Source organism: Paenibacillus sp. RRE4, assembly GCF_031844205.1.
In the GTDB taxonomy this organism is placed as follows: Bacteria; Bacillota; Bacilli; order Paenibacillales; family Paenibacillaceae; genus Paenibacillus; species Paenibacillus xylanexedens_B.
The window spans coordinates 126,340-145,253 of record NZ_JAUZUT010000004.1; the positions used below are offsets into that span (position 1 = coordinate 126,340).

The 18,914-nt window shown below is 46.6% G+C and carries 24 protein-coding genes and 1 riboswitch; of the genes, 16 read left to right on the forward strand and 8 right to left on the reverse strand.

What is annotated here, in order from left to right; translation table 11 throughout:
- Positions 1–3: 3 nt before the first annotated feature.
- From Q9R46_RS20620 to Q9R46_RS20645, 6 genes are all read right to left on the reverse strand, one after another.
- Positions 4–948 carry a zinc metalloprotease gene (locus Q9R46_RS20620; RefSeq protein WP_311281579.1) on the reverse strand — a complete coding sequence of 315 codons (945 nt, stop codon included), beginning with the start codon at positions 946–948 and terminating at the stop codon, positions 4–6.
- Between the two features lie 416 nt (positions 949–1,364).
- Entirely contained in the window at positions 1,365–2,174 is an 810-nt protein-coding gene (locus Q9R46_RS20625; protein ID WP_311281580.1) for a TatD family hydrolase, read from the reverse strand.
- A 103-nt stretch (positions 2,175–2,277) separates the two neighbouring features.
- The gene (locus Q9R46_RS20630) at positions 2,278–3,129 is read right to left on the reverse strand and encodes an ABC transporter ATP-binding protein (RefSeq protein WP_311281581.1); all 852 of its coding nucleotides are present in this window, start codon (positions 3,127–3,129) and stop codon (positions 2,278–2,280) included.
- Between the two features lie 49 nt (positions 3,130–3,178).
- On the reverse strand, positions 3,179–3,937 hold the full coding sequence (locus tag Q9R46_RS20635; RefSeq protein WP_311281582.1) for an ABC transporter permease: 759 nt from the start codon (positions 3,935–3,937) through the stop codon (positions 3,179–3,181).
- The gene (locus Q9R46_RS20640; RefSeq protein ID WP_090918785.1) at positions 3,937–4,227 is read right to left on the reverse strand and encodes an MTH1187 family thiamine-binding protein; all 291 of its coding nucleotides are present in this window, start codon (positions 4,225–4,227) and stop codon (positions 3,937–3,939) included. The genes Q9R46_RS20635 and Q9R46_RS20640 overlap by 1 nt, the downstream gene beginning before the upstream one ends.
- A 373-nt stretch (positions 4,228–4,600) precedes the next feature.
- Positions 4,601–5,641: an ABC transporter substrate-binding protein gene (locus Q9R46_RS20645; protein WP_311281583.1), complete on the reverse strand. Its 1,041-nt coding sequence runs from the start codon at positions 5,639–5,641 to the stop codon at positions 4,601–4,603.
- Between the two features lie 215 nt (positions 5,642–5,856).
- Positions 5,857–5,969: riboswitch (TPP riboswitch) on the reverse strand.
- Between the two features lie 131 nt (positions 5,970–6,100).
- Here Q9R46_RS20645 and Q9R46_RS20650 point away from each other — a divergent pair.
- Positions 6,101–6,595 carry a DUF2798 domain-containing protein gene (locus tag Q9R46_RS20650; protein WP_311281689.1) on the forward strand — a complete coding sequence of 165 codons (495 nt, stop codon included), beginning with the start codon at positions 6,101–6,103 and terminating at the stop codon, positions 6,593–6,595.
- A gap of 54 nt (positions 6,596–6,649) precedes the next feature.
- On the opposite strand, the gene Q9R46_RS20655 is transcribed toward Q9R46_RS20650, so the two are convergent.
- Positions 6,650–6,829 (reverse strand): hypothetical protein, encoded by a 180-nt coding sequence (locus tag Q9R46_RS20655; RefSeq protein ID WP_311281584.1) that lies wholly within the window; start codon positions 6,827–6,829, stop codon positions 6,650–6,652.
- A gap of 646 nt (positions 6,830–7,475) precedes the next feature.
- Between Q9R46_RS20655 and serS the strand changes: the two genes are divergently transcribed.
- Complete coding sequence (serS, locus tag Q9R46_RS20660; RefSeq protein ID WP_311281585.1) at positions 7,476–8,774, forward strand: serine--tRNA ligase; 1,299 nt, start codon at positions 7,476–7,478, stop codon at positions 8,772–8,774.
- Positions 8,775–8,847: 73 nt separating this feature from the next.
- Here the strand turns inward: serS and Q9R46_RS20665 are convergent, their stop codons facing one another.
- Positions 8,848–9,063, reverse strand: coding sequence for a hypothetical protein (locus Q9R46_RS20665; RefSeq protein WP_311281586.1), 216 nt, complete (start codon positions 9,061–9,063; stop codon positions 8,848–8,850).
- Positions 9,064–9,576: 513 nt separating this feature from the next.
- Between Q9R46_RS20665 and Q9R46_RS20670 the strand changes: the two genes are divergently transcribed.
- From Q9R46_RS20670 to Q9R46_RS20735, 14 genes are all read left to right on the forward strand, one after another.
- Positions 9,577–10,689 (forward strand): Ig-like domain-containing protein, encoded by a 1,113-nt coding sequence (locus Q9R46_RS20670; RefSeq protein ID WP_311281587.1) that lies wholly within the window; start codon positions 9,577–9,579, stop codon positions 10,687–10,689.
- Positions 10,690–10,812: 123 nt separating this feature from the next.
- Positions 10,813–11,364 carry a GrpB family protein gene (locus tag Q9R46_RS20675; RefSeq protein WP_311281588.1) on the forward strand — a complete coding sequence of 184 codons (552 nt, stop codon included), beginning with the start codon at positions 10,813–10,815 and terminating at the stop codon, positions 11,362–11,364.
- On the forward strand, positions 11,361–11,774 hold the full coding sequence (locus Q9R46_RS20680; RefSeq protein WP_311281589.1) for a ribosomal maturation YjgA family protein: 414 nt from the start codon (positions 11,361–11,363) through the stop codon (positions 11,772–11,774). Before Q9R46_RS20675 ends, Q9R46_RS20680 begins: the two co-directional genes overlap by 4 nt.
- A 29-nt stretch (positions 11,775–11,803) precedes the next feature.
- On the forward strand, positions 11,804–12,037 hold the full coding sequence (locus Q9R46_RS20685; RefSeq protein WP_311281590.1) for a GNAT family N-acetyltransferase: 234 nt from the start codon (positions 11,804–11,806) through the stop codon (positions 12,035–12,037).
- The gene (locus tag Q9R46_RS20690) at positions 12,031–12,360 is read left to right on the forward strand and encodes a GNAT family N-acetyltransferase (RefSeq protein ID WP_311281591.1); all 330 of its coding nucleotides are present in this window, start codon (positions 12,031–12,033) and stop codon (positions 12,358–12,360) included. Before Q9R46_RS20685 ends, Q9R46_RS20690 begins: the two co-directional genes overlap by 7 nt.
- Positions 12,361–12,407: 47 nt before the next feature.
- Positions 12,408–12,737: a DUF952 domain-containing protein gene (locus Q9R46_RS20695; protein WP_311281592.1), complete on the forward strand. Its 330-nt coding sequence runs from the start codon at positions 12,408–12,410 to the stop codon at positions 12,735–12,737.
- Positions 12,738–12,761: 24 nt separating this feature from the next.
- Positions 12,762–13,328: a DUF1572 family protein gene (locus Q9R46_RS20700; protein ID WP_311281593.1), complete on the forward strand. Its 567-nt coding sequence runs from the start codon at positions 12,762–12,764 to the stop codon at positions 13,326–13,328.
- A 28-nt stretch (positions 13,329–13,356) separates the two neighbouring features.
- Positions 13,357–13,932, forward strand: coding sequence for a histidine phosphatase family protein (locus Q9R46_RS20705; RefSeq protein WP_311281594.1), 576 nt, complete (start codon positions 13,357–13,359; stop codon positions 13,930–13,932).
- Between the two features lie 18 nt (positions 13,933–13,950).
- Complete coding sequence (locus Q9R46_RS20710) at positions 13,951–14,793, forward strand: DUF2785 domain-containing protein (protein WP_311281595.1); 843 nt, start codon at positions 13,951–13,953, stop codon at positions 14,791–14,793.
- Between the two features lie 26 nt (positions 14,794–14,819).
- A complete protein-coding gene (gene pxpB / locus Q9R46_RS20715) occupies positions 14,820–15,551 on the forward strand; it encodes a 5-oxoprolinase subunit PxpB (protein WP_311281596.1) in 732 nt (243 codons plus the stop codon).
- The gene (locus Q9R46_RS20720) at positions 15,548–16,573 is read left to right on the forward strand and encodes a 5-oxoprolinase subunit C family protein (protein ID WP_311281597.1); all 1,026 of its coding nucleotides are present in this window, start codon (positions 15,548–15,550) and stop codon (positions 16,571–16,573) included. The genes pxpB and Q9R46_RS20720 overlap by 4 nt, the downstream gene beginning before the upstream one ends.
- The gene (locus Q9R46_RS20725) at positions 16,570–17,349 is read left to right on the forward strand and encodes a LamB/YcsF family protein (RefSeq protein WP_311281598.1); all 780 of its coding nucleotides are present in this window, start codon (positions 16,570–16,572) and stop codon (positions 17,347–17,349) included. Before Q9R46_RS20720 ends, Q9R46_RS20725 begins: the two co-directional genes overlap by 4 nt.
- Before the next feature lie 26 nt (positions 17,350–17,375).
- Positions 17,376–17,834: an NUDIX domain-containing protein gene (locus tag Q9R46_RS20730; RefSeq protein WP_311281599.1), complete on the forward strand. Its 459-nt coding sequence runs from the start codon at positions 17,376–17,378 to the stop codon at positions 17,832–17,834.
- A 525-nt stretch (positions 17,835–18,359) separates the two neighbouring features.
- Positions 18,360–18,776 carry a pyridoxamine 5'-phosphate oxidase family protein gene (locus tag Q9R46_RS20735; protein WP_090918752.1) on the forward strand — a complete coding sequence of 139 codons (417 nt, stop codon included), beginning with the start codon at positions 18,360–18,362 and terminating at the stop codon, positions 18,774–18,776.
- The last annotated feature ends 138 nt before the right edge of the window (positions 18,777–18,914 follow it).

An 18,914-nucleotide genomic window follows, 5' to 3' on the forward strand; every position in this document is an offset into this window, starting at 1 on the left:
TCCTTACCATCTGTATTGAATGTTGGCAATATCGATTGGAGTGAATGATGTATTATTTTTCTTCCCTTTTTGCATTATAGAGTTTACATCATAATTCTCTTGGTGTTTCAGAGAAACGAGGTGCCCTACTTCGTGTGTAACTGTGCCTTGTTTGTTATTTGTATTAAATCCCCAAGCTGTCATAACGCCATGATTAAGAACCATAGTTGCGTAACTCCAAGTATTTGAAGCCAATTCATTTATAGGCTTCCCGCTTGAATCGTATGGCTGGACTATTGCAAAGTAATCTATATCACGGCTATTGTTTGCAGAAATCCTGACTTGTGCTGCTGTAGATGATGAGTTAGTGAAACCAATGTTTGCATTTGATATATTTTTCAGCTGATTTAATGCTGTTGAGACATAGGTAGAATATCCATACGTAGAGACCGAAGGTGACTGGTAAACGGATATATTACTCACAGAAGTGAACGAGTTAGGGAAAAAAGCACTTGAATTAATGAGTGGTGATGATGACCCATTGAACTCAATTTTGTCAATCAGATAACCGGTGCTTGTTTGCCCATCATTGTTTACAATGAGGTTTACGTAAGCTGGTCCCGTTATCCAAGGTGTCCAAACATCAGAGGTGTATCCTCCCCCAGCAGAGTAGTAAATGGTACCAGCCTCTTGAGTTGTTTTACTGTAAGAAGAAGACACGGATACTCGATCTCCATTAGCTAAAGCAATTCTATTAAAATGGAGCCTATAACTTGTAACTGTTGGAGATAAAGTAACAAATTTATCACTACTTCTTGTGTTTTCTTTATAATTGCCTGGATACCCTTCTGATCTTAAATCAATCTCTTGAACAGTAGCGGCGCTTACTGGTGAGACAGAGATGATTGGAGATAGTATAAACAAAACCACTAAACAAGAGTAAAACAATTTACTGCGATAAAAAGCCATAGGTTCTTCCTCCTATTGAATCTATTGTATTTATTTGCAAAATAGAATATAGGATGAAATCCAGAATTAATCAATGAATAATGTAGAAAAAGAGAAGAAATACCTATATATTCAATTTTTTTGTAGATAATTTCACAATACTTGGCGAAAATTGTAGAAAATAAACGAAAAATATTTGAATATATTTTAAAAAATAGTATGAATTTCTCCTTTTTCTTGGTTTAACAGTGCGGATTAAAGCATATATGGTATAAAAAATGCTGATTTCTTGCACGATTTTGATCCTATTTTCAAACGAAGCTAATGTAAAAAATAAACCCACTATGGAAGGTGATGACCTACACAGTGGGTTATACTTGCAATGAGGTTTAATAATTGAATACGAAGATCTATAAAATATCATGTTTCCTCTTATCTTACTCTGGCAGGCGATAAAAACGCTTGGTGTTTCGGTAAAAAAGACGTGCCGCTCGCTCGATTCCCATACCTGTAATCTCACTCCAGGCCTGAATCACCTGACGTGTCATAGCCGGGTGTGTCATCTGGTGTTGAAACGGACCTTCAAAGGGCCAAGGCCCATCGGTCTCAGCCATCACTTGCTCTGCCGGATATTGCCTTGCAAGCTCACGGATCTCCGTCTCGTATAGAATATCGGGTGTGAAGGAGATGTAATACCCGTTGTTTGCCATACGCCGAATGGTCTGCTTGGATCCTTTGAACCAGTGGAAGTGGGCCCGTGTAAACTGATGTTTCTCCAGCAGTTCGCAGGCTATATCGGCATCCTCATACACGGCATGCAGGATGATGGGTTTATGGTATTTTTTGGCGAGTATAATGAACTGCTCCAGCAGATCAATATATCCGCTTTGGTCGAAGCTAAGGCCTGCACGTCCTGCCTCTTCACGGCTGTAATAAGGCAAACCTACCTCACCGATGGCAATAGCATGTCCAATGTGTTCTTCAATCCAGAGAAAAAACTTTTCCTGATCGTTGAGGGAGGGGAGTTGCTGTTCGGGATGATAGCCAAACGCCGGGTAGATGTAACGCGCATGCTGTTTAGCAAGTTCCAGATTGGCCTGGGCAGAAGCCAGATTCATGGAAACTGCAATGACCGCTTCGACTTGATGCGAGGGTAAGCTTAGCAACATCTTCTCCTGTTCCTCCGGTGTGTATTTATCAAAATGAATGTGGGCATCGATTAACGGTGCAAACGTTTGAGAATGCATGGGGGATTGCCTCCTTAAATCGTAGGTATTCATATATATAACGCCGAGTTCATCGTTTTGGATCACCCATATCAGGAAAAATTATAACTAAAAGCCCGCGCTATCAAGATAGGCGGGCTTTTTGCTGTTCTTCTTTCATCCACTGGGCAATCTGCCGTTTGCGTTCGAGAAAGGCAGGCTCTTCTGTTATTTCATCTCGTCTTGGACGATCAAAAGGAACATGAACCTCGTGTAGCACAGCAGCCGGTCGATTGGATAAGACATAGACCCGATCCGCCAGTAGCAGTGCTTCCTCGATATTATGGGTGATGAATAGCACCGAGCGACGATTCTGTTCCCAGATATCCAGCAACCAGCGTTGCATGTCGCTCCGCGTCAGAGCATCGAGCGCGCTAAATGGCTCATCAAGCAACATCAGTTCCTGCGGGCTGAGCAGTGCACGAAGGAAAGCAACACGCTGTTGCATTCCGCCTGACAGTTGATGAGGATATGCCCGCTCGAAGCCTGCAAGGCCAACGCTGCCCAGCCACTGTCTTGCCTCTGCGAGCGCTTCAGCACGCGGAGCAACGGGGGCAGTGAACGCTGTAGCAGAAGCGATCTCGCCTGCCAGCAACACATTGTCTTCAATGGTTCGCCACGGGAAAAGGGCGGGTTGCTGGGGCATGTAGCTGATATGTCCGCGTTGTCCCGTAACTTGCTTGCCATTCATGAGCACTTGGCCATCCTGCGGCTTGAGCAAGCCGCCGATGATGTGGAACAGGGTGCTTTTGCCGCAGCCGGAAGGGCCGACGATGGCAACAAACTCCCCTTTTTCCACCGTCAGGGACAAGCCATTCAACACAGACAGTTTCCGCCGCCGTTCCTTGAAGGACACATGCAAGTTAACAATGTCTAGCGCGGGAGGAACCGAAATGGAACCCGGACCATTCGTTTTATCCTTCGGGTATCTTTTCATAGGGAATCACTTCCTAAGTACATAATACGTTAACCTCTGATATGCAAAACTAGCGCTTCTGTGGGCGCCAGCGAACGAGCAGCTTCTCTAACAGCGCAATGAGCAGGAAAAGAAGCAGGCTGAGTGCCACGATAATCATGATGGCAACAAAAAGGCGATCCGTGCGGTAAGCCGATTTCTGCAACATCATATAATAGCCGATGCCTTTGTCGGCACCAATCCATTCCGCAATGATGGCACCCATCACGCTATAGGTAGCGGCGATTTTGACACCGGAAAATATCGATGGAAGGGCATGAGGAAGCTCCAGTTTCCAAAAAATATGACGGCGATTCGCACCTGCCATGCGCATATAGTTCATCATCGCCGCATCCGTGCGCGTGAGTCCATCCATGGCAGCGACTGCTACCGGGAAGAAGCAGACCAGAATGATGGTAATCAATTTGGGTAGCAAGCCAAAGCCGAACCAGATCAGCAGGAGCGGTGCAAGTGCGATGGTCGGGATATTTTGACTAAGAATAAGTAGTGGATACAAAGCTGACTTCAGAAAAGGGATCAGATGTAGCACCATGGCAATGAACAGACCGACTGCTGTCCCGGCGACAAATCCGATAAGGGTTAGCTGAATCGTTGCAGCGGCGTGCATACCCAAACGGTCAGCCTGAGAAGCTGCTTCGCGAGCGATATCGGACGGCGCAGGCAACATCCATTTCTCAATCTGGAATAGAGAGACGGCCCCTTGCCATACCGTGATAAAGAGAATAACCGCCACGAGGGGCGGCCATACACTTTTAAAATAGGTAGACATTAGCGATATTTCTCCGTCAGTGTATCCATGCTGAATCCGTCCGGGCTATGTGCGATTTTGATCTGGGAGATGATGCTTGGACTACCAGCTTCCACAAGCACTTCGTGCATTTTGCGCACAACCTCCAGTAGTTCATCCAGTTCGCCCTCCATGGTCGTATCGAGCGCGTTGACCTGATATTTCAGGCCGGATTGCTGAATCACTTCGATGGCACGGTCTACGTATGGATAGGAGTTCTCGCCGTTCGGTGTTTTGGGAATAACCTGAATACTGAGTAATGTACTTGCCATGAGAGATTAATGCTCCTTTCGGGTGTGGATGGATAAGTAGATATGGTCGTTGTACACTGTACCACTCCGAATGCAGTCCCCTCTTAGATCGCTGTTATCCCCAGATTTTTTTGATTCCCTTTTCCAAAGGGAAAATCCGGTGATAAACGCGACCGCTTTGCTTCTTTAGAGGGGTTCTGCCCTCTCCGTTTTTTGTGTACAAAAAAATTAACTTATCACTTGGATTGTGGGAAGAAAATTCAGCAGAAAGCGTGCTTATGAGGTGGCTTTCCTTAGAAAACCTTATAAGGGCTCGCTTCTTTAAGTTTTTTCTTCCTTTTCATTTAAATGTGAAAAAATCAAAATTCATTTTTACATGTTGAGTAATCACTTATTACTGCGGTAAAAATTCGTTGGTGTATGCTTTCGTTACATCAATCTCTTTATCCAGCAGTTTCTTGCTGAACATCCAGTCGGTGTAGTTCTTCCATACCTCTTCCTTTTGTTCACCCCAGCGAGGTGCGTCATCTTTGTATTTCGGGCTGAGCCACTTTTGGCTTGCAAGTACTAAATCTTTGTCCAGATCGGGAACAGCTTTGATCAAAATGTTCGCTGCTTCTTCAGGGTGATCAATGGCATACTGATAACCTTCAGAAGTGGCCTTTAGGAAAGCTTTCACCAGTTCAGGGTCTTTCTGAATCGTCTGTTCATTGGTCACGAGTACAGGGGTGTAGTAATCCAGCGCTTTGGCATAATCTTTTACATATAACATGTCAATCGGTTCTCCGCGTAATTCAGCCTCAATTCCCGTCCAGGCATAGAAAATCCACGCAAAGTCGATGTCGCGTTTCACAGCTGTGAAGAAGTCGGCATCGCCCATGTTAATGTTTTTGACTTTCGATACATCAGCACCTTCGCCCTCCATAATGGACTGCATTACCGCTTCTTCTACCGGGGAACCCCAGCCACCGTAGGTTTTACCTTCAAAATCTTTGGGTGATTTGATCTTACGATCCACTGGAGCGGCAAAACCAGATGTATTATGCTGAATAACTGCGGCAATCGACACAAGTGGAACGTCCTGCGTGCGCGCCTGAGTTACACTTTCCTGATAACTGACGCCAAACGGTACCTCACCCGAGGCAACCATCGTATCCGCACCACCGGCTCCTGGCTGTACAATCTCCACATTTAAACCTGCTGCTTTATAAAAACCTTGGTCCACCGCTGCATACAGACCGGTATGATTCGTATTTGGAGTCCAGTCGAGCACGACTTTTATATCTTTCAGTGCAGTACTGCTCCCCTCATTGGTTTGGTCCGAACCAGTCGCACTTTGCTGCTCTGCTGGAGCGGCTTCTTTGCCACCACATGCAGCTACGGTAACCAATAGCACACACATGAGTAACATTCCCATCGTTTTACGCCAATTCATTGTGATTCTCTCCTTCGTATGTCCGGCCGGATGGCACGGGGGTACTCCTTGGCTTCATATCCAATCCCTTTGCATAAATCGACGAATTTATACTCGCGGGTTATCCGAATAACGTCATTTTTCTGTTTCTGCATGTCAAAAGAAAACAAAAAAAGCGCCCCGTAATCCGGGACGCGTGCAGGCGTGAGAGAGTGGCGTTCAGCTTATAGCTGTGCCGTTGCAATATACTCCGATTCCTACGCTGGCATGATCCAGATCAGGTCTAAGGGTTAGTATCTTGATGGGATACACTCTCAGCCGGCCAATTCCGACTCCCCTGGGAAACTATGAAGTTACGGGCATTACTAGGTGTAATTATAGGCCAGTGACGGGAGTGTGTCTAGTCGGTAAATCGTTCACAAAATGTTCACTTATGTGAGGGTAGCCCGATTGTCTATAATGATCCAAGTTACAGAAAGGATGAGTATATTGCCAGTAAGCAAGAAAGAACAAGTTATTTTTGGACTTATGATGTGTACAGGAATGGTCGTAGTGATGATGACCTTCAATCTATGGCATACGGGGATGTTAGGTCGGATGTCCGAGATGCAGATGCTGCTTCAATTCGTGCTCTGTTTTGTCATTGCCTTTTTGGTGGAGTCGTTCATCGTGGGGCCAATAGCGAGAAAAATTGCATTTTCCTTCTCATTTGCGAGATCGAGTAAAATCAAAGGTGTAGTTACGATGTCCTTATTCATGGTGATCGGCATGGTTTTGCTCATGTCTTTATATGGCATCATTACAGCCGTTGCTGCCGGTCAGTTAGAGGGAGAATCCGTGATCAGCACGTATCTTCATACGATTGTACGTAACTTCGGTCTGGCATTGCCATATCAGTTGATTGTATTGGGGCCGCTAGTGCGTTATGTATTTGGCAAGTTGTTCAAGGGACCGGCGGCTGTTATGACGGTTTAATTCATCGTATCGTTATCCATCTAGAAAAAAAGTATTTCCTGGGCAATCCTATTTTTAAGAAGTTCTAATGTAAGCGATCCAAAATAAAATTCCAATGATCACAGCAGCGATAATGATTGTGGTGAAAATTCCACTCAACCAGGTACCGCGCTGAGCTTGGCGGGCAAGTTCATCTGCCCTTTGTTTGGCGGCTTCGCCCTCGGATGAATTCAGATGGTTCGGACCCATATTCATGCAATACCTTCTCCCTTCGACAGCTTGCTTTACCATAGTCTGAACTGTTATATAGGGCAACTCATATATATTGAAAAACGGTTACTCGACTAATTGTTTAATGGAAGCTAAAGCCATAACAATGCTGATTGCAAGAAGGAGAATACCTCTGAATTTAATACGGATGATGTCGGAAAGTGTTAGCTCGTCTTTATTCCGGTTGAATGGCCAAGAATTCGGTATGAGCAGGGCTCTGATTCCAAAGACGAGTCCGAATAAACTAAGCAACAGAAAGACGATGAAGAAAAACATAAATTCACCCCTTGGTGTTTTGGAAGTTAGTTCAATTGTACTTGATCCAGCTTTGGAAAGATACGTAAACGGGCATCTATGAGTTGCAATGTTATTATGTCTTCGTATATACTGAGTAACACAATTACAGATCGGATCATGCCATTGAAGAGAATCCAACTCGGAGGCGTTTTCGCCAGGGAGCGAAATGAAATTTTCCCAAGTTAACCGGAACCGCCCGTTATCGCGGACCAAGAGGCTGAATCAGGAGGTTTGAACCGATTCGGCAAGTTGGGTGGCACCGCGAGCAGAGCGCTCCTCGTCCCAAGGGATGAGGGCGCTCTTTGTATTTTTTTAGCCAAAGGAGACGGTGACCATGTTAGACATGAAGTGGGTTCGGGCACATGCAGAAGAGGTTCAGGTAGCTGCAGACGGGAAAAAGATCAAGATTGATATCGCTGCGTTAATACAACGGGATGATGAGCGCAAAGTGCTTTTGCAACAAACGGAAGAAGCACGTCGTCTGCGCAATACGTTGTCGGCTGAGATCGGGAAGTTAATGAAATCGGGTGAGCGTGAGCAAGCAGAGAAAATGCGGGCACAGGTCAAACAATTGAATGAACAGCTGGAGCAAGAGGAAGCAAAGCTGAGGGTAGTACAGGAGGAAGTAAACAGGTTGCAATGGCTGGTACCTAATATCGTGTCGCCAGATACACCTGTGGGCTTGTCGGATGAAGATAATGTAGAGCTACGGCGAGTGGGAGAGCTACCTGTGTTTGACTATCAGGCCAGAGATCATGTCGAGCTAGGAGAGATGCACGAACTGATCGACATTCCGCGCGGCGTCAAGATCGGTGGAACGCGAAGCTATGTATTGAAGGGGGCAGGTTTGTTGTTACACCGGGCGGTACAGCAGCTTGCACTGGATCTGTTGCTGAAGCAGGGATTCACCCCGCTGGAAGTTCCGCTCATGGTCAGGGAGGATACGTTGGTGAACACCGGATTTTTCCCGACAGGCCGGGATCAGGTATATGAGTTGCAAGGAGAGAACAAATGGCTGGTCGGCACATCGGAAGTACCGCTGGTTTCGTATTATGCGGATGAAGTGATTGATGTGAAAGAGCCCATGAAGCTGGCAGCAGTATCCACGTGTTTCCGTAGTGAAGTCGGCTCGGGAGGACGGGATGTGCGGGGCTTGTACCGTGTACATCAGTTTGCCAAAGTAGAGCAGGTCATCCTGTGTGCGCCGGATGCAGCGGAATCGGAACGGATGTTACAGGAAATTACGGGACATGCAGAGGAATTGCTGCAACAGCTTGAATTGCCCTATCGTGTAGTGGCAGTATGTACGGGTGATATGTCGCAGAAAACGTATAAACAGTATGACATCGAAACATGGATGCCAAGCCGCGAAGCATATGGGGAAACCCATTCGTCGTCGAACTTGCATGATTTTCAGGCTCGGCGTTCGAACATTCGTTGCCGTGATGAGGAGGGCAAGTTGGTCTACTGCCATACGCTCAACAATACAGCCGTAGCTTCGCCGCGCATTTTGATTCCGTTGCTGGAGAACCATCAGCAGGCAGATGGCAGCATTTATATTCCGGTGGCTTTGCGTCCATATATGGGCGGGGCCGAACGCTTGATTTTGCCAGAGCATGAGAAGGGTGAATAGAAGAAATACAGTGATTTTAATTGAATGTAATAGAGAATAAGCAAATAGAGAGGGGCCCTTATCGGGCTCCTCTTTATTCAAACATATGGTCAATAACCCATTGATATTCTTCTTCAAACCGGGATGCCAAATTGACATTTTCTATGTTTACCGTGTTCCTTATATATGTCAGGTCAATGTTATCGAATTGGCTATACATGAGGTAACGAGCCCATTCCAGGCTACGGGCATCGGACCAGAACTCGGATGCTCTTAATCGATCTAGAATCAGATCATCTATTCCAATCACATAACAATAACCTTCTGGTGTGTTTAATTTGATTATTTTTTCTTTCGAACCCTCAAGTGTATCCGAAGGGAGTTCAATTGGTATATCCATCTCAGATACATAGTAATGCCTTCCTTCTCGGACGAAACCTAGTTCATCAAATAGGGCTCGTGCTAAATCATCTCGGATCAAAGCTTTTCTTTAGCCCATTGAATTTTTTTCTGAATTTCTGGTGTTTTTATACGCTCCATGATTCACCTGTATTCTTAACGCAGCTTCCATTCAAGCTCGTTAATTTCAATTTTTCCGGATTGCAATGCCTTTTCAAAACGATTGCGGGCTGTTCTCATCAGTAAGACCATCTCATCTTCTGAGCGTACCTTCGTGGATGGTGAAGTGGAAATGGTTCTACTTATCCTAGCACTTGTCATTTAACTTTAACCTTCGAATCTCCGATATAGAGTATAGTGGAAAGTAAAATATTGGTTAGTGAAGGGTAGGAAAACATAGGATGATGGGAGAATGAGACTTGACATGGACAAAAGTAGAATGAAATGGTCGTTACGAGGTATGCTTGCTCTAATTATCGCACTCACACTTTTGGTACCTTCATCTGTTTGGGCGGCGTCAGGTGATGTAATTTCAATTGAGATTTCAGGTAGTAATTCGCAGAAGATGAATGTGGGAGAGACTGCATCCTATCAGGTGCTCGCGACGGTGGAAGGCGCGGATCATAAACAGGATGTTACCGGCGGAGTAACCTGGTCCACTAGCAATACTGCTGTGGTGACGATCACAAAAGGTAAAGTCAAAGCGATCGCTGCAGGCGAAGCCACGATTGTTGCACAAGTGAGCGGGGTTAAAGCACAGGTGGTTGTTCAGGTGCAGGACAAAATCAAAAGCATCAAGGCTTCACCTAATGCGTATACGTTTGTAAAAGGAAACGAAGGCACGCTCCCGAAAGTCAGCATTACGCGTGCGAATGGCAAGGAAGAGGAAGTCACATCCGACATTGTATGGACGGTGTCCAGTAACCTGGCTGTGATTGAGAACGGAAAGATCAAAGGCATTACTCCCGGTAAAGTGATACTGCAAGGGAAGTACGGGTCGACCCTCGTTAAAGTACCGATAACGGTGATAGACACCATTAGCAAGATCGAGGTTAAGCCTGCAACAATCCAGTTAACGATCAAAAAATCTAGCCCACTTAAAGTGATGGGGACGTACTCCAGTGGCAAAACAGTCAACCTATCCAAATCTGTTGTGTGGACGTCATCCAATCCCGGCGTGGCTACGGTGAAAAACGGTACGGTCAAAGGGATGAACGAAGGACAAGCTACCTTGACGGGTTCGTACCAGGGTCAGACCGTTACTGTAGCAGTCAACGTGGTACCTACGCTCCAGAAGCTGATCATGGGTCAGAAAAGTTTGGTTTTGTCTCCTCAGTCCAGCTCGGCTCTAGGGGTAATGGCTCAGTATGATACAGGGAAAACGTTGATGGTGACAGGAAGTGCGGTGTGGAGCAGCTCCAAGCCGAATGTCGCTACGGTATCGAATGGCAGAATTGTTGCGCTAGCTAAAGGTAAAACAAGCATCACCGCGAAGTGGGGCAATAAAAAAGTGACGATACCTGTGACGGTAAAATAATGTTCCTTTTTTCCACATAAGTGTTGATCAGATCGAATTGAATCCATGTATACTATGAGGGAGGCGTACTTGTGCGTCTCCTTTTTTGAACATAGAATCTAACTTCAAGGAGTGATTATGGTAATGGCCGATCAGATGAACCCGGAGAATTGGCCTGCATGGGCCACGGAACCTATAGAGGTTGTAGAAGCTAACTCCGCCTGGAGTACGCATGCGGAGGAAGAAATTGCGCAGTTGAGAGAATTTTTGAAGCATCTGGACATACATACATTTGAGCATATTGGGAGCACCTCCATACCTGGTTTATCTGCCAAGCCAATTATTGATCTGATGGGGGAGGTGCAGTCCTGGGATGTCATGGAGCGCATTGCCGCGCAGTTGAACCCTGTTGGCTGGAATTATGTTCCACCCGAACTGGATGGCCGGGAATATAGACGATTCTGGGTCAGAGTTAAAGATGGGAAACGAGCTGTGCATCTGCATCTCATGCGTCCAGGTGAGGAACGTTGGGAGCGGCAGATTCGTTTTCGTGATGTGCTGAGATCACGCCCGGATCTGGTGAAGGCGTATGCTGAACTGAAAATAAAGCTTGCAGATGAGAATAAAGACGACAGAGAATCGTATACTGCTGCCAAAACCGAATTTATCCTAAAGGTTCTGGATGGACGGCTGTGAAACATTGGAATGGGATGTCTATTCAAAACAGATGGGTCTACTTCATCGCCGCGATCATCATTATGACGGCAGGACTAGCTTCCAGAACATATGGAGCCGTATTGCCTGACTGGGTTCAAGAGCATTTTGGAGATGCACTATGGGCAGGCATGATCTATTTTGGCGTACGTATGGTATGCATCCACTCGAACCGTGCAAGAGCTTTATGGGGAAGTGTAACGTTCAGTTGGATGATTGAATTTTCACAGCTGATTCAAACACCTTGGCTGAACAATCTGCGTTCGACGTTGTTGGGAGCTCTGATATTGGGTCGTGGATTTCTTTTCATGGATTTGATCCGATACCTAATCGGCATTTTATGTGTTTATCTTATAGACCGTTTTATTCTGAGTAAGATGATGCGCCTATAGAGTCAATTCATAGACAGGAGGTACGCTGAATGAATATCGATAAACTTTTTGCAGAATCACCAGAATTTGAAACTGAACGGTTGTACCTCAGACGTCTTACGATGGACGACCTCGATGAATATTATGCATTTGCATCTGACCCGAAAGTTAGTGAGCAAAGCCTGTGGCAGTGCCACGAAAGCAAGGATGATTCCATCGGTTATCTGGAGCGCGTGCTACGAAACTATGAGCAACAAACGTATATATCTGGGCTTTTGTGCTGAAAGAAACGGGAAAGCTCATTGGGAGAGGCGAGATTTTCGATCTGGATGAATCCATGCAGAGTGGGGAGCTTGGGTATGCCATTAGCAGTGCCTATTGGGGCAAGGGACTTGCCGCGGAAGCCATGCAACCTATCGTTGATTACTGCTTCGAGCAACTGGAGAGTAACCGGCTGGAGGGAAGATGTAATGCCGGCAACATCGGCTCTGCGCGTGTAATGGAAAAGCTGGGTATGGTGCAAGAAGGGGTGCTACGCAAGCAGTTGAAAATTAAAGGTGTATTTACCGACCAGAAAATGTACGCCCGCATCCGGGATGATCTATAATAGTTGATTAATATGTGCTGTCTTTCAGCAACCAAGGAGGAAGATCTATGATTTACAGTATTATTTCCCGCTCCGTATGGGAGGAAGTATCCAAAGGAGATACGTATGCCCCAGAGAGTTTAGAAACCGACGGCTTTATTCATTGTTCCACCGCAGAGCAGATTCCATGGGTAGCTGGACAGTATTATGCGGGAAGTACCGACCTGTTGCTGCTCGGGATTGAAGAGAGAACGTTGAAGGCAGAGCTGGTCTATGAAGATTTGTATGAATTGAATGAGCTGTTTCCACACATCTATGGAGAGTTGAATCTGGATGCAGTCAGTAAGGTATTGAAATTTGAACCGAATGCAGACGGCACGTTTTCTTTCCCGGCATAACTTTTTGAAATGGGGGTAAGACGGATGGACATGAATCAGGCTTTTTTGGAAACAGCGGAGAAACAGTTCCTTTACTACAAGCAGCTTGGGGAACGCGCAATGGAGCAATTGGAGACGGAGCAGTTGTTTCAAACGTGGAACGAGGACACCAACAGCATTGCGGTCATTGTGAAACATCTATGGGGCAATATGCGATCCCGCTGGACGGATGTGCTGACAACGGATGGTGAGAAGCCATGGCGTGAGCGTGATGCCGAATTTGTGGGTGATTTCCATACTCGGGAAGAACTGCTTGTGAAATGGGAAGAGGGCTGGGACTGTCTGCTGGGAGCACTGCGTTCGTTTACTCCGGATCACATGTCTCAGATCATATATATTCGCAATGAGGGCCATACCATAATGGAGGCGATTATGCGGCAGTTGGCGCATTATCCGTATCATGTAGGGCAAATTGTTCACACGGCCAAAATGTTAAAAGAAACGTCGTGGGATAGTCTGTCTATCCCCAGAAACGGGTCAAATACCTATAACGAAGGCAAGTTTTTGAAACCGAAGGCCAGAAAGCATTTTACAGAGGACGAGCTCGAATGAGCTTTAGAGAAAAGAGGGACTACAAACGATGACACAGATTGCGTTGATACGTCATGGCAGTACGGCTTGGAATAAAGAAAAGCGTTCGCAGGGACAGACGGACAATCCGCTCGATCAGGAGGGGAGAGAACAGGCGACTTTGCTGGCGGCAAGGCTCGCTGAGGAATCCTGGGATGCCATCTATGCCAGTGACTTGGAGCGGGCAAGTGAAACGGCTCGTGTTATCGCAGATCGGCTTGATATTCAGGAGATTCATCTCGACCCGAGATTGCGCGAAATGGGCGGAGGTCAGGTGGAAGGTACAACAGAAGAGGAACGTATTGCGAAATGGGGAGCAGATTGGAGTTCACTCGATCTAGGAAAAGAGCACCCGAATGCAGGTGCTTCCCGAGGGAAAGCGGCGTTAGAAGATATCCTCCGGCAACATCCGAATGGACGAGTCATCGTAGTGAGTCACGGGGCTGTGCTTCGTAATACACTGCGGGCACTGGTACCGAAACTGGATATCAGCGTAAAGCTGGGGAATACCTCCATTACACGGGTGAACTATCAGGACCAGGCATGGCAGTGTGAATTGTACAATTGCAGCATGCATCTGGAGTGAGAGAAAGGAATATTGTACATGGACGCAATTACATTAAAGCAGCATCTACAGCAGCTTCGTTCAGTGGATTTTGCCGCAGATCAGGTAGAGCAACCCTATGAATTGTCAATGCATATGATGCAGCATATTGGTAATCCAGACCCAGTGCTGCGAGATGAGCTTATTTACGTTACGCTGGCGACATGGATTGGTCAGAACGTTTTTTCGGACGAACAGCTTAAGAATTTGCTAGATATAGCATTGGATGATAAGCATTTGTTCTACAGGATTGGTGAGCAGGGAACGGACAGTGTGTTTACTCGTACATTTTCGGTGTTACTCCTGCCGCCCATTTTGAGCGTCGACCGTCAGCGTTCTTTCTTGCAGCAGGAGGATATGGCAAGGGTTCTGGAGCGTTTGACCACGTATCTGAAAGGTGAAAAGGACGTTCGGGGCTACGTAGAGGATAAGGGATGGGCCCACGCACCGGCTCATGCCGCTGATGCAGTTGAAGATTTGGCCCAGTCACCGTATCTCGAAAGTGCGGATTTGCAGGAACTTTTGCATGCACTTTCTATAAAAGTGATGGAGCCCGGCGTAGCCTATATCTATGATGAAGATCAGCGTATGGCCCAAGCGGCTGTGACAATCCTGAGGCGCAATCTACTAAAGAAGGCAGAGCTTGCGGAATGGATTGAACAGCTTCAATCGAAGAGAAGTGGAACTACTAATGAAGGTGGAACCTTGCAAGAAGTAAGTCAAATGAGCTTGAATATCAGACTGTTTATGCAGTCGCTCTATTTTGTTATACAAGATGACAAGGCGGAGCCGTTTCCGGCGGTTCGCTTATTGTTGTTGAAGGCACTAGGCGTCAGAGGCTAAACATGGGCAAAAGGAGAGGGGAGGCCATGAACACGATCACTTATGACTGGACGGATGACATGTTATCTCCACTAGGAGAGTGTGGAATAGTGATTCGTTGCGGCGATACCTTGTCGGATGGGGTGCATCAGAGAGTGATGTCAGTATGTGCTCTTCTGGAAAAGGGATCTGTGCCAGCTACGGTGGAATGGGTACCTTCGTATTTGTCCGTCACATTATTTTACGATCCTTGGATATCGTCTTATCAGGAAACAAGCAGGCTTCTGCTACAACATCTGCGTCAACTCAATGAAAAGATACAGCCGAATGATCTGAGGAAATCCACCCGAATTGTGACGATTCCGGTATGTTACGGCAGAGAGTTTGGGCCGGATCTGGAATATGTGGCTAACGAACACGGCCTGACAATAGAGGAAGTCATTACGATCCATTCTTCTGTTGATTACCTTGTACATATGATTGGTTTTGCCCCTGGCTTCCCATACTTGGGTGGGTTACCCGAACAAATAGCCACACCAAGGAGGGCAACGCCGAGGCTTCAAGTAGAGGTGGGGACGGTGGGGATAGGTGGTTCTCAGACGGGGATTTATCCGATAACGACACCAGGTGGTTGGCAGTGTATTGGACGGACACCTATCCGTCTTTTCCGTCCGGAAACGAATCCTCCAAGTCTGCTTGAAGCAGGGGACTTTGTTCGTTTCAAGCCCATTACGATGCCAGAATACTTGGAACTGGAGCGGAGGGAGGGGAAGGGATGAGTATACAGATCATTCGTCCTGGCTTGTTAACAACCGTTCAGGATGAAGGTAGAATAGGGTATCGCCGTTATGGTGTGCCGGTGGGCGGTTCTATGGATATGTTCGCGGCCCGGGTAGCCAATATACTTCTCGGTAACTCTCGGCACGATGCAGTACTTGAAATTACGATGTCCGGGCCAGAACTGAAAATGCAAACCAATCAACTGATTTCGCTATGTGGTGCAGATCTCAGTGCCACAGTAGATCGACAGCCTGTGCCTTTGTGGCGACCCGTGCTGTTACGGGCTGGCAGTGTATTGAAATTTGGTGCATGCCGGCATGGCCTGCGTGCATATTTGGCGTTTGCTGGGGGGATCGATGTACCAGAAGTAATGGGTAGCCGCAGTACGGATGTTAAGACCGGGTTTGGTGGTTTTCATGGAAGGGCTCTGCGTGCGGCAGATGCGCTGGATGCGGGAGGCATCTCGCATGAAGTTCAACAGTGGATAAGTGTAATGGAGATGCAATTAGGTGACAACCAAACTATGGTGGCTCCCGCATGGTTTTTATCGGAGAAGGAGAGACCTGACTATTACGAAAAACCTGTCATACGAGTGATGCAAGGTCAAGACTATTCGTACTTCAGAGAAGAGAGTCTGAAAATCTTTTTTTCTGAAAACTATATGATCTCTCCCCATTCTGATCGTATGGGATATCGGATGCAGGGGTCACGGCTGGAGCTGGCTCGGCCATTGCATCGTTTATCCGAGGCGGTCACCTTTGGCACGGTGCAGGTACCTGCGGATGGGCAACCTATCGTATTGATGGCAGATCACCAGACTATTGGAGGTTATCCTGTGATTGCACAGGTAGCTACGGTTGATCTGCCTATTCTGGCCCAGGTCAGGCCCGGAAGCCGCATTTCTTTTGCAGAGATTACGCATGAAGAGGCCCGTGATCTCTACATATTACGAGAGCGGAACTTGCGATTGCTGGATCAGCTGATACGCAGGAAAATGGCAGAAATGGAGGTGATATCATGACTGCTTTATATACGCTGGATATTAATTGTGATCTCGGTGAAAGTTATGGAGCTTATCAGACGATGATGAGTTCTGATGAAGCCATGATGCCTCTAATCACATCGGCCAATATTGCCTGTGGATTCCATGCCGGAGATCCTTCCGTCATGCGGCTGACGGTAGAACGGGCAATTGCGCATCAGGTAGCCATCGGCGCACATCCCGGGTTACCTGATTTGCAGGGATTCGGCCGAAGAAATATGGAGATTACGCCTCGGGAAGCCTATGATATGGTGGTGTATCAGATGGGGTCTTTGCAGGCTTTTGTCCATGCCAGCGGAGGATGCCTTCATCATGTGAAACCACATGGAGCACTTTATAATATGGCGGCAACCAACTCGAAGCTCGCTGAGGCCATAGCCGAAGCGGTTTATCGGGTGCAGCCTGAGCTGTATTTATATGGTTTGGCAGGCAGTGAGCTGATCAGGGCAGCTCAGCGAATCGGTGTTCGCGGCGTGAATGAAGTATTTGCAGATCGCACGTATACTTCAGATGGAAAATTAACGCCTCGCAGTCACGAAGGTGCTCTCATAGAACGACCCGAAGTAGCGCTGGCTCAGGTGATTCGCATGGTTAAAGACGGAGTGGTCGTATCTACGGATGGAACCTTGGTTCCCATTACGGCAGATACAGTTTGCATCCACGGTGACGGAGCACACGCCCTTACGTTTGCGCAAGAGATTCGTCGCATGCTGGAAGCTGAGAGCGTTGCACTGACCGCTTATCAAGCGAGATAAGATGAAGAATGGAGGAGTTGTATACCATGAAACCCATACGGAATTCGGCCAAAGCGGTCATTGTTCAAGACGGCAGCTTGCTGCTGATTCGTCTGCAAGATCACTATGGTGATGCTTATGTTTTTCCTGGTGGTGGGCAGGAGAAGGGTGAGGAACTGAAGAATGCAGTAGCACGGGAGTGTCTGGAGGAGATTGGACAGGCGGTGCAGGTAGGTGAGCTATTACATATCCGGGAATACATCGGTGCCAATCATGAGTTTGCGGAGTGGGATGCAGATATTCATCAGGTGGAGTTTTATTTCGAATGCAGTCTTGTTGATGCAGAAGCTTCGGTCTTTGAAGGCTCTAACCCGGATGACCATCAGGTTGCTGTGGAATGGATTGCACTTGAGGAACTGCAAAACATCCGTCTGTATCCCAAAACCATCGGTGAATTGCTATTGAAAAAGGGAGAGCAACGCATTTACCTTGGAGACCTTAATTAAGATAATATTTTCAAAATTGTCATGTATATGTTCTGGTTCGGGGATTCATCATGGGTGAGGCGGGTACACTATAAGTACAGGCGTTTGCAAAGCCAAAAGGCATCTGTCCTTAACGATGTATCTGTACAACGTAACATTTAGAAGATCGTCGTCTAGATTAAAAGACAGAGATTTTTAAATTAACCCTAGAAGGTTTTTAAAGCTTTTGGGCTTTGAACTGCTTCTACCAATGAAAGAATTGCAGCGGTAGTGGAAGGGACGAAATCGATTCTGAAGAAGCGAGTTAACCGCACGTTGTTTTGAATTTTAATTCTAACTCTAACTCTAATTTTGAGGAATTGTGCGTAGTGGAGAGAACGGAATCGATTTGGAAGAAGCGAAGCGCTCGCCTTTATCACCGGATTATTACCATTAGAAAAATTCAATAATAAATCCGGGGATAACAGCGATCGGAAGAACGATCCGTACTCGTAACGCTTATACACAATTCATCAAACATCCCCCATCCCGAAAGGAGCAACTCCCATGAACCAGAACGAATTGGAACAAAACATTGTAAAGGCTTTGGAAAATAACCCGTATTGCAGTTTCTCCACCGTAGAGAATGGCAAGCCGAAATCCCGTTACATGGCTATTTTCAATGATGGGCTGAATATTCATCTGGCAACCAACCGTCAGACCCACAAAGTAGAGGAACTGGAGAATAATCCGAATGTTAGTCTTCTGCTTGGTTACGAGGCTGGAGGCACCAAGGAAGTGGTGGAGATCGAAGGCACATGTGAGGTCACGAAAAACGAATCCTTGCGTGAGCAAGTGTGGAATGATGAGTTGAAAGCATGGTTCGATGGACCTAATGATCCCAACTATGTGATCTTGGATATTACTCCTGCTCGTATAGAATATACAGGTAAAGACCATGAGCATCATGTGTGGGAGCAATAAATTCAGCATAGCTTCAAGGTAAGCCAATCACCACATCATCTTGACGAAACCTCGTTGTCAGACGACAAAAGTATAGAGATTGTTCGGCCGTGAAAGCCTTTTCTGAGGCTTCGCGGTTTTTTATTTTGTCCCAAAACA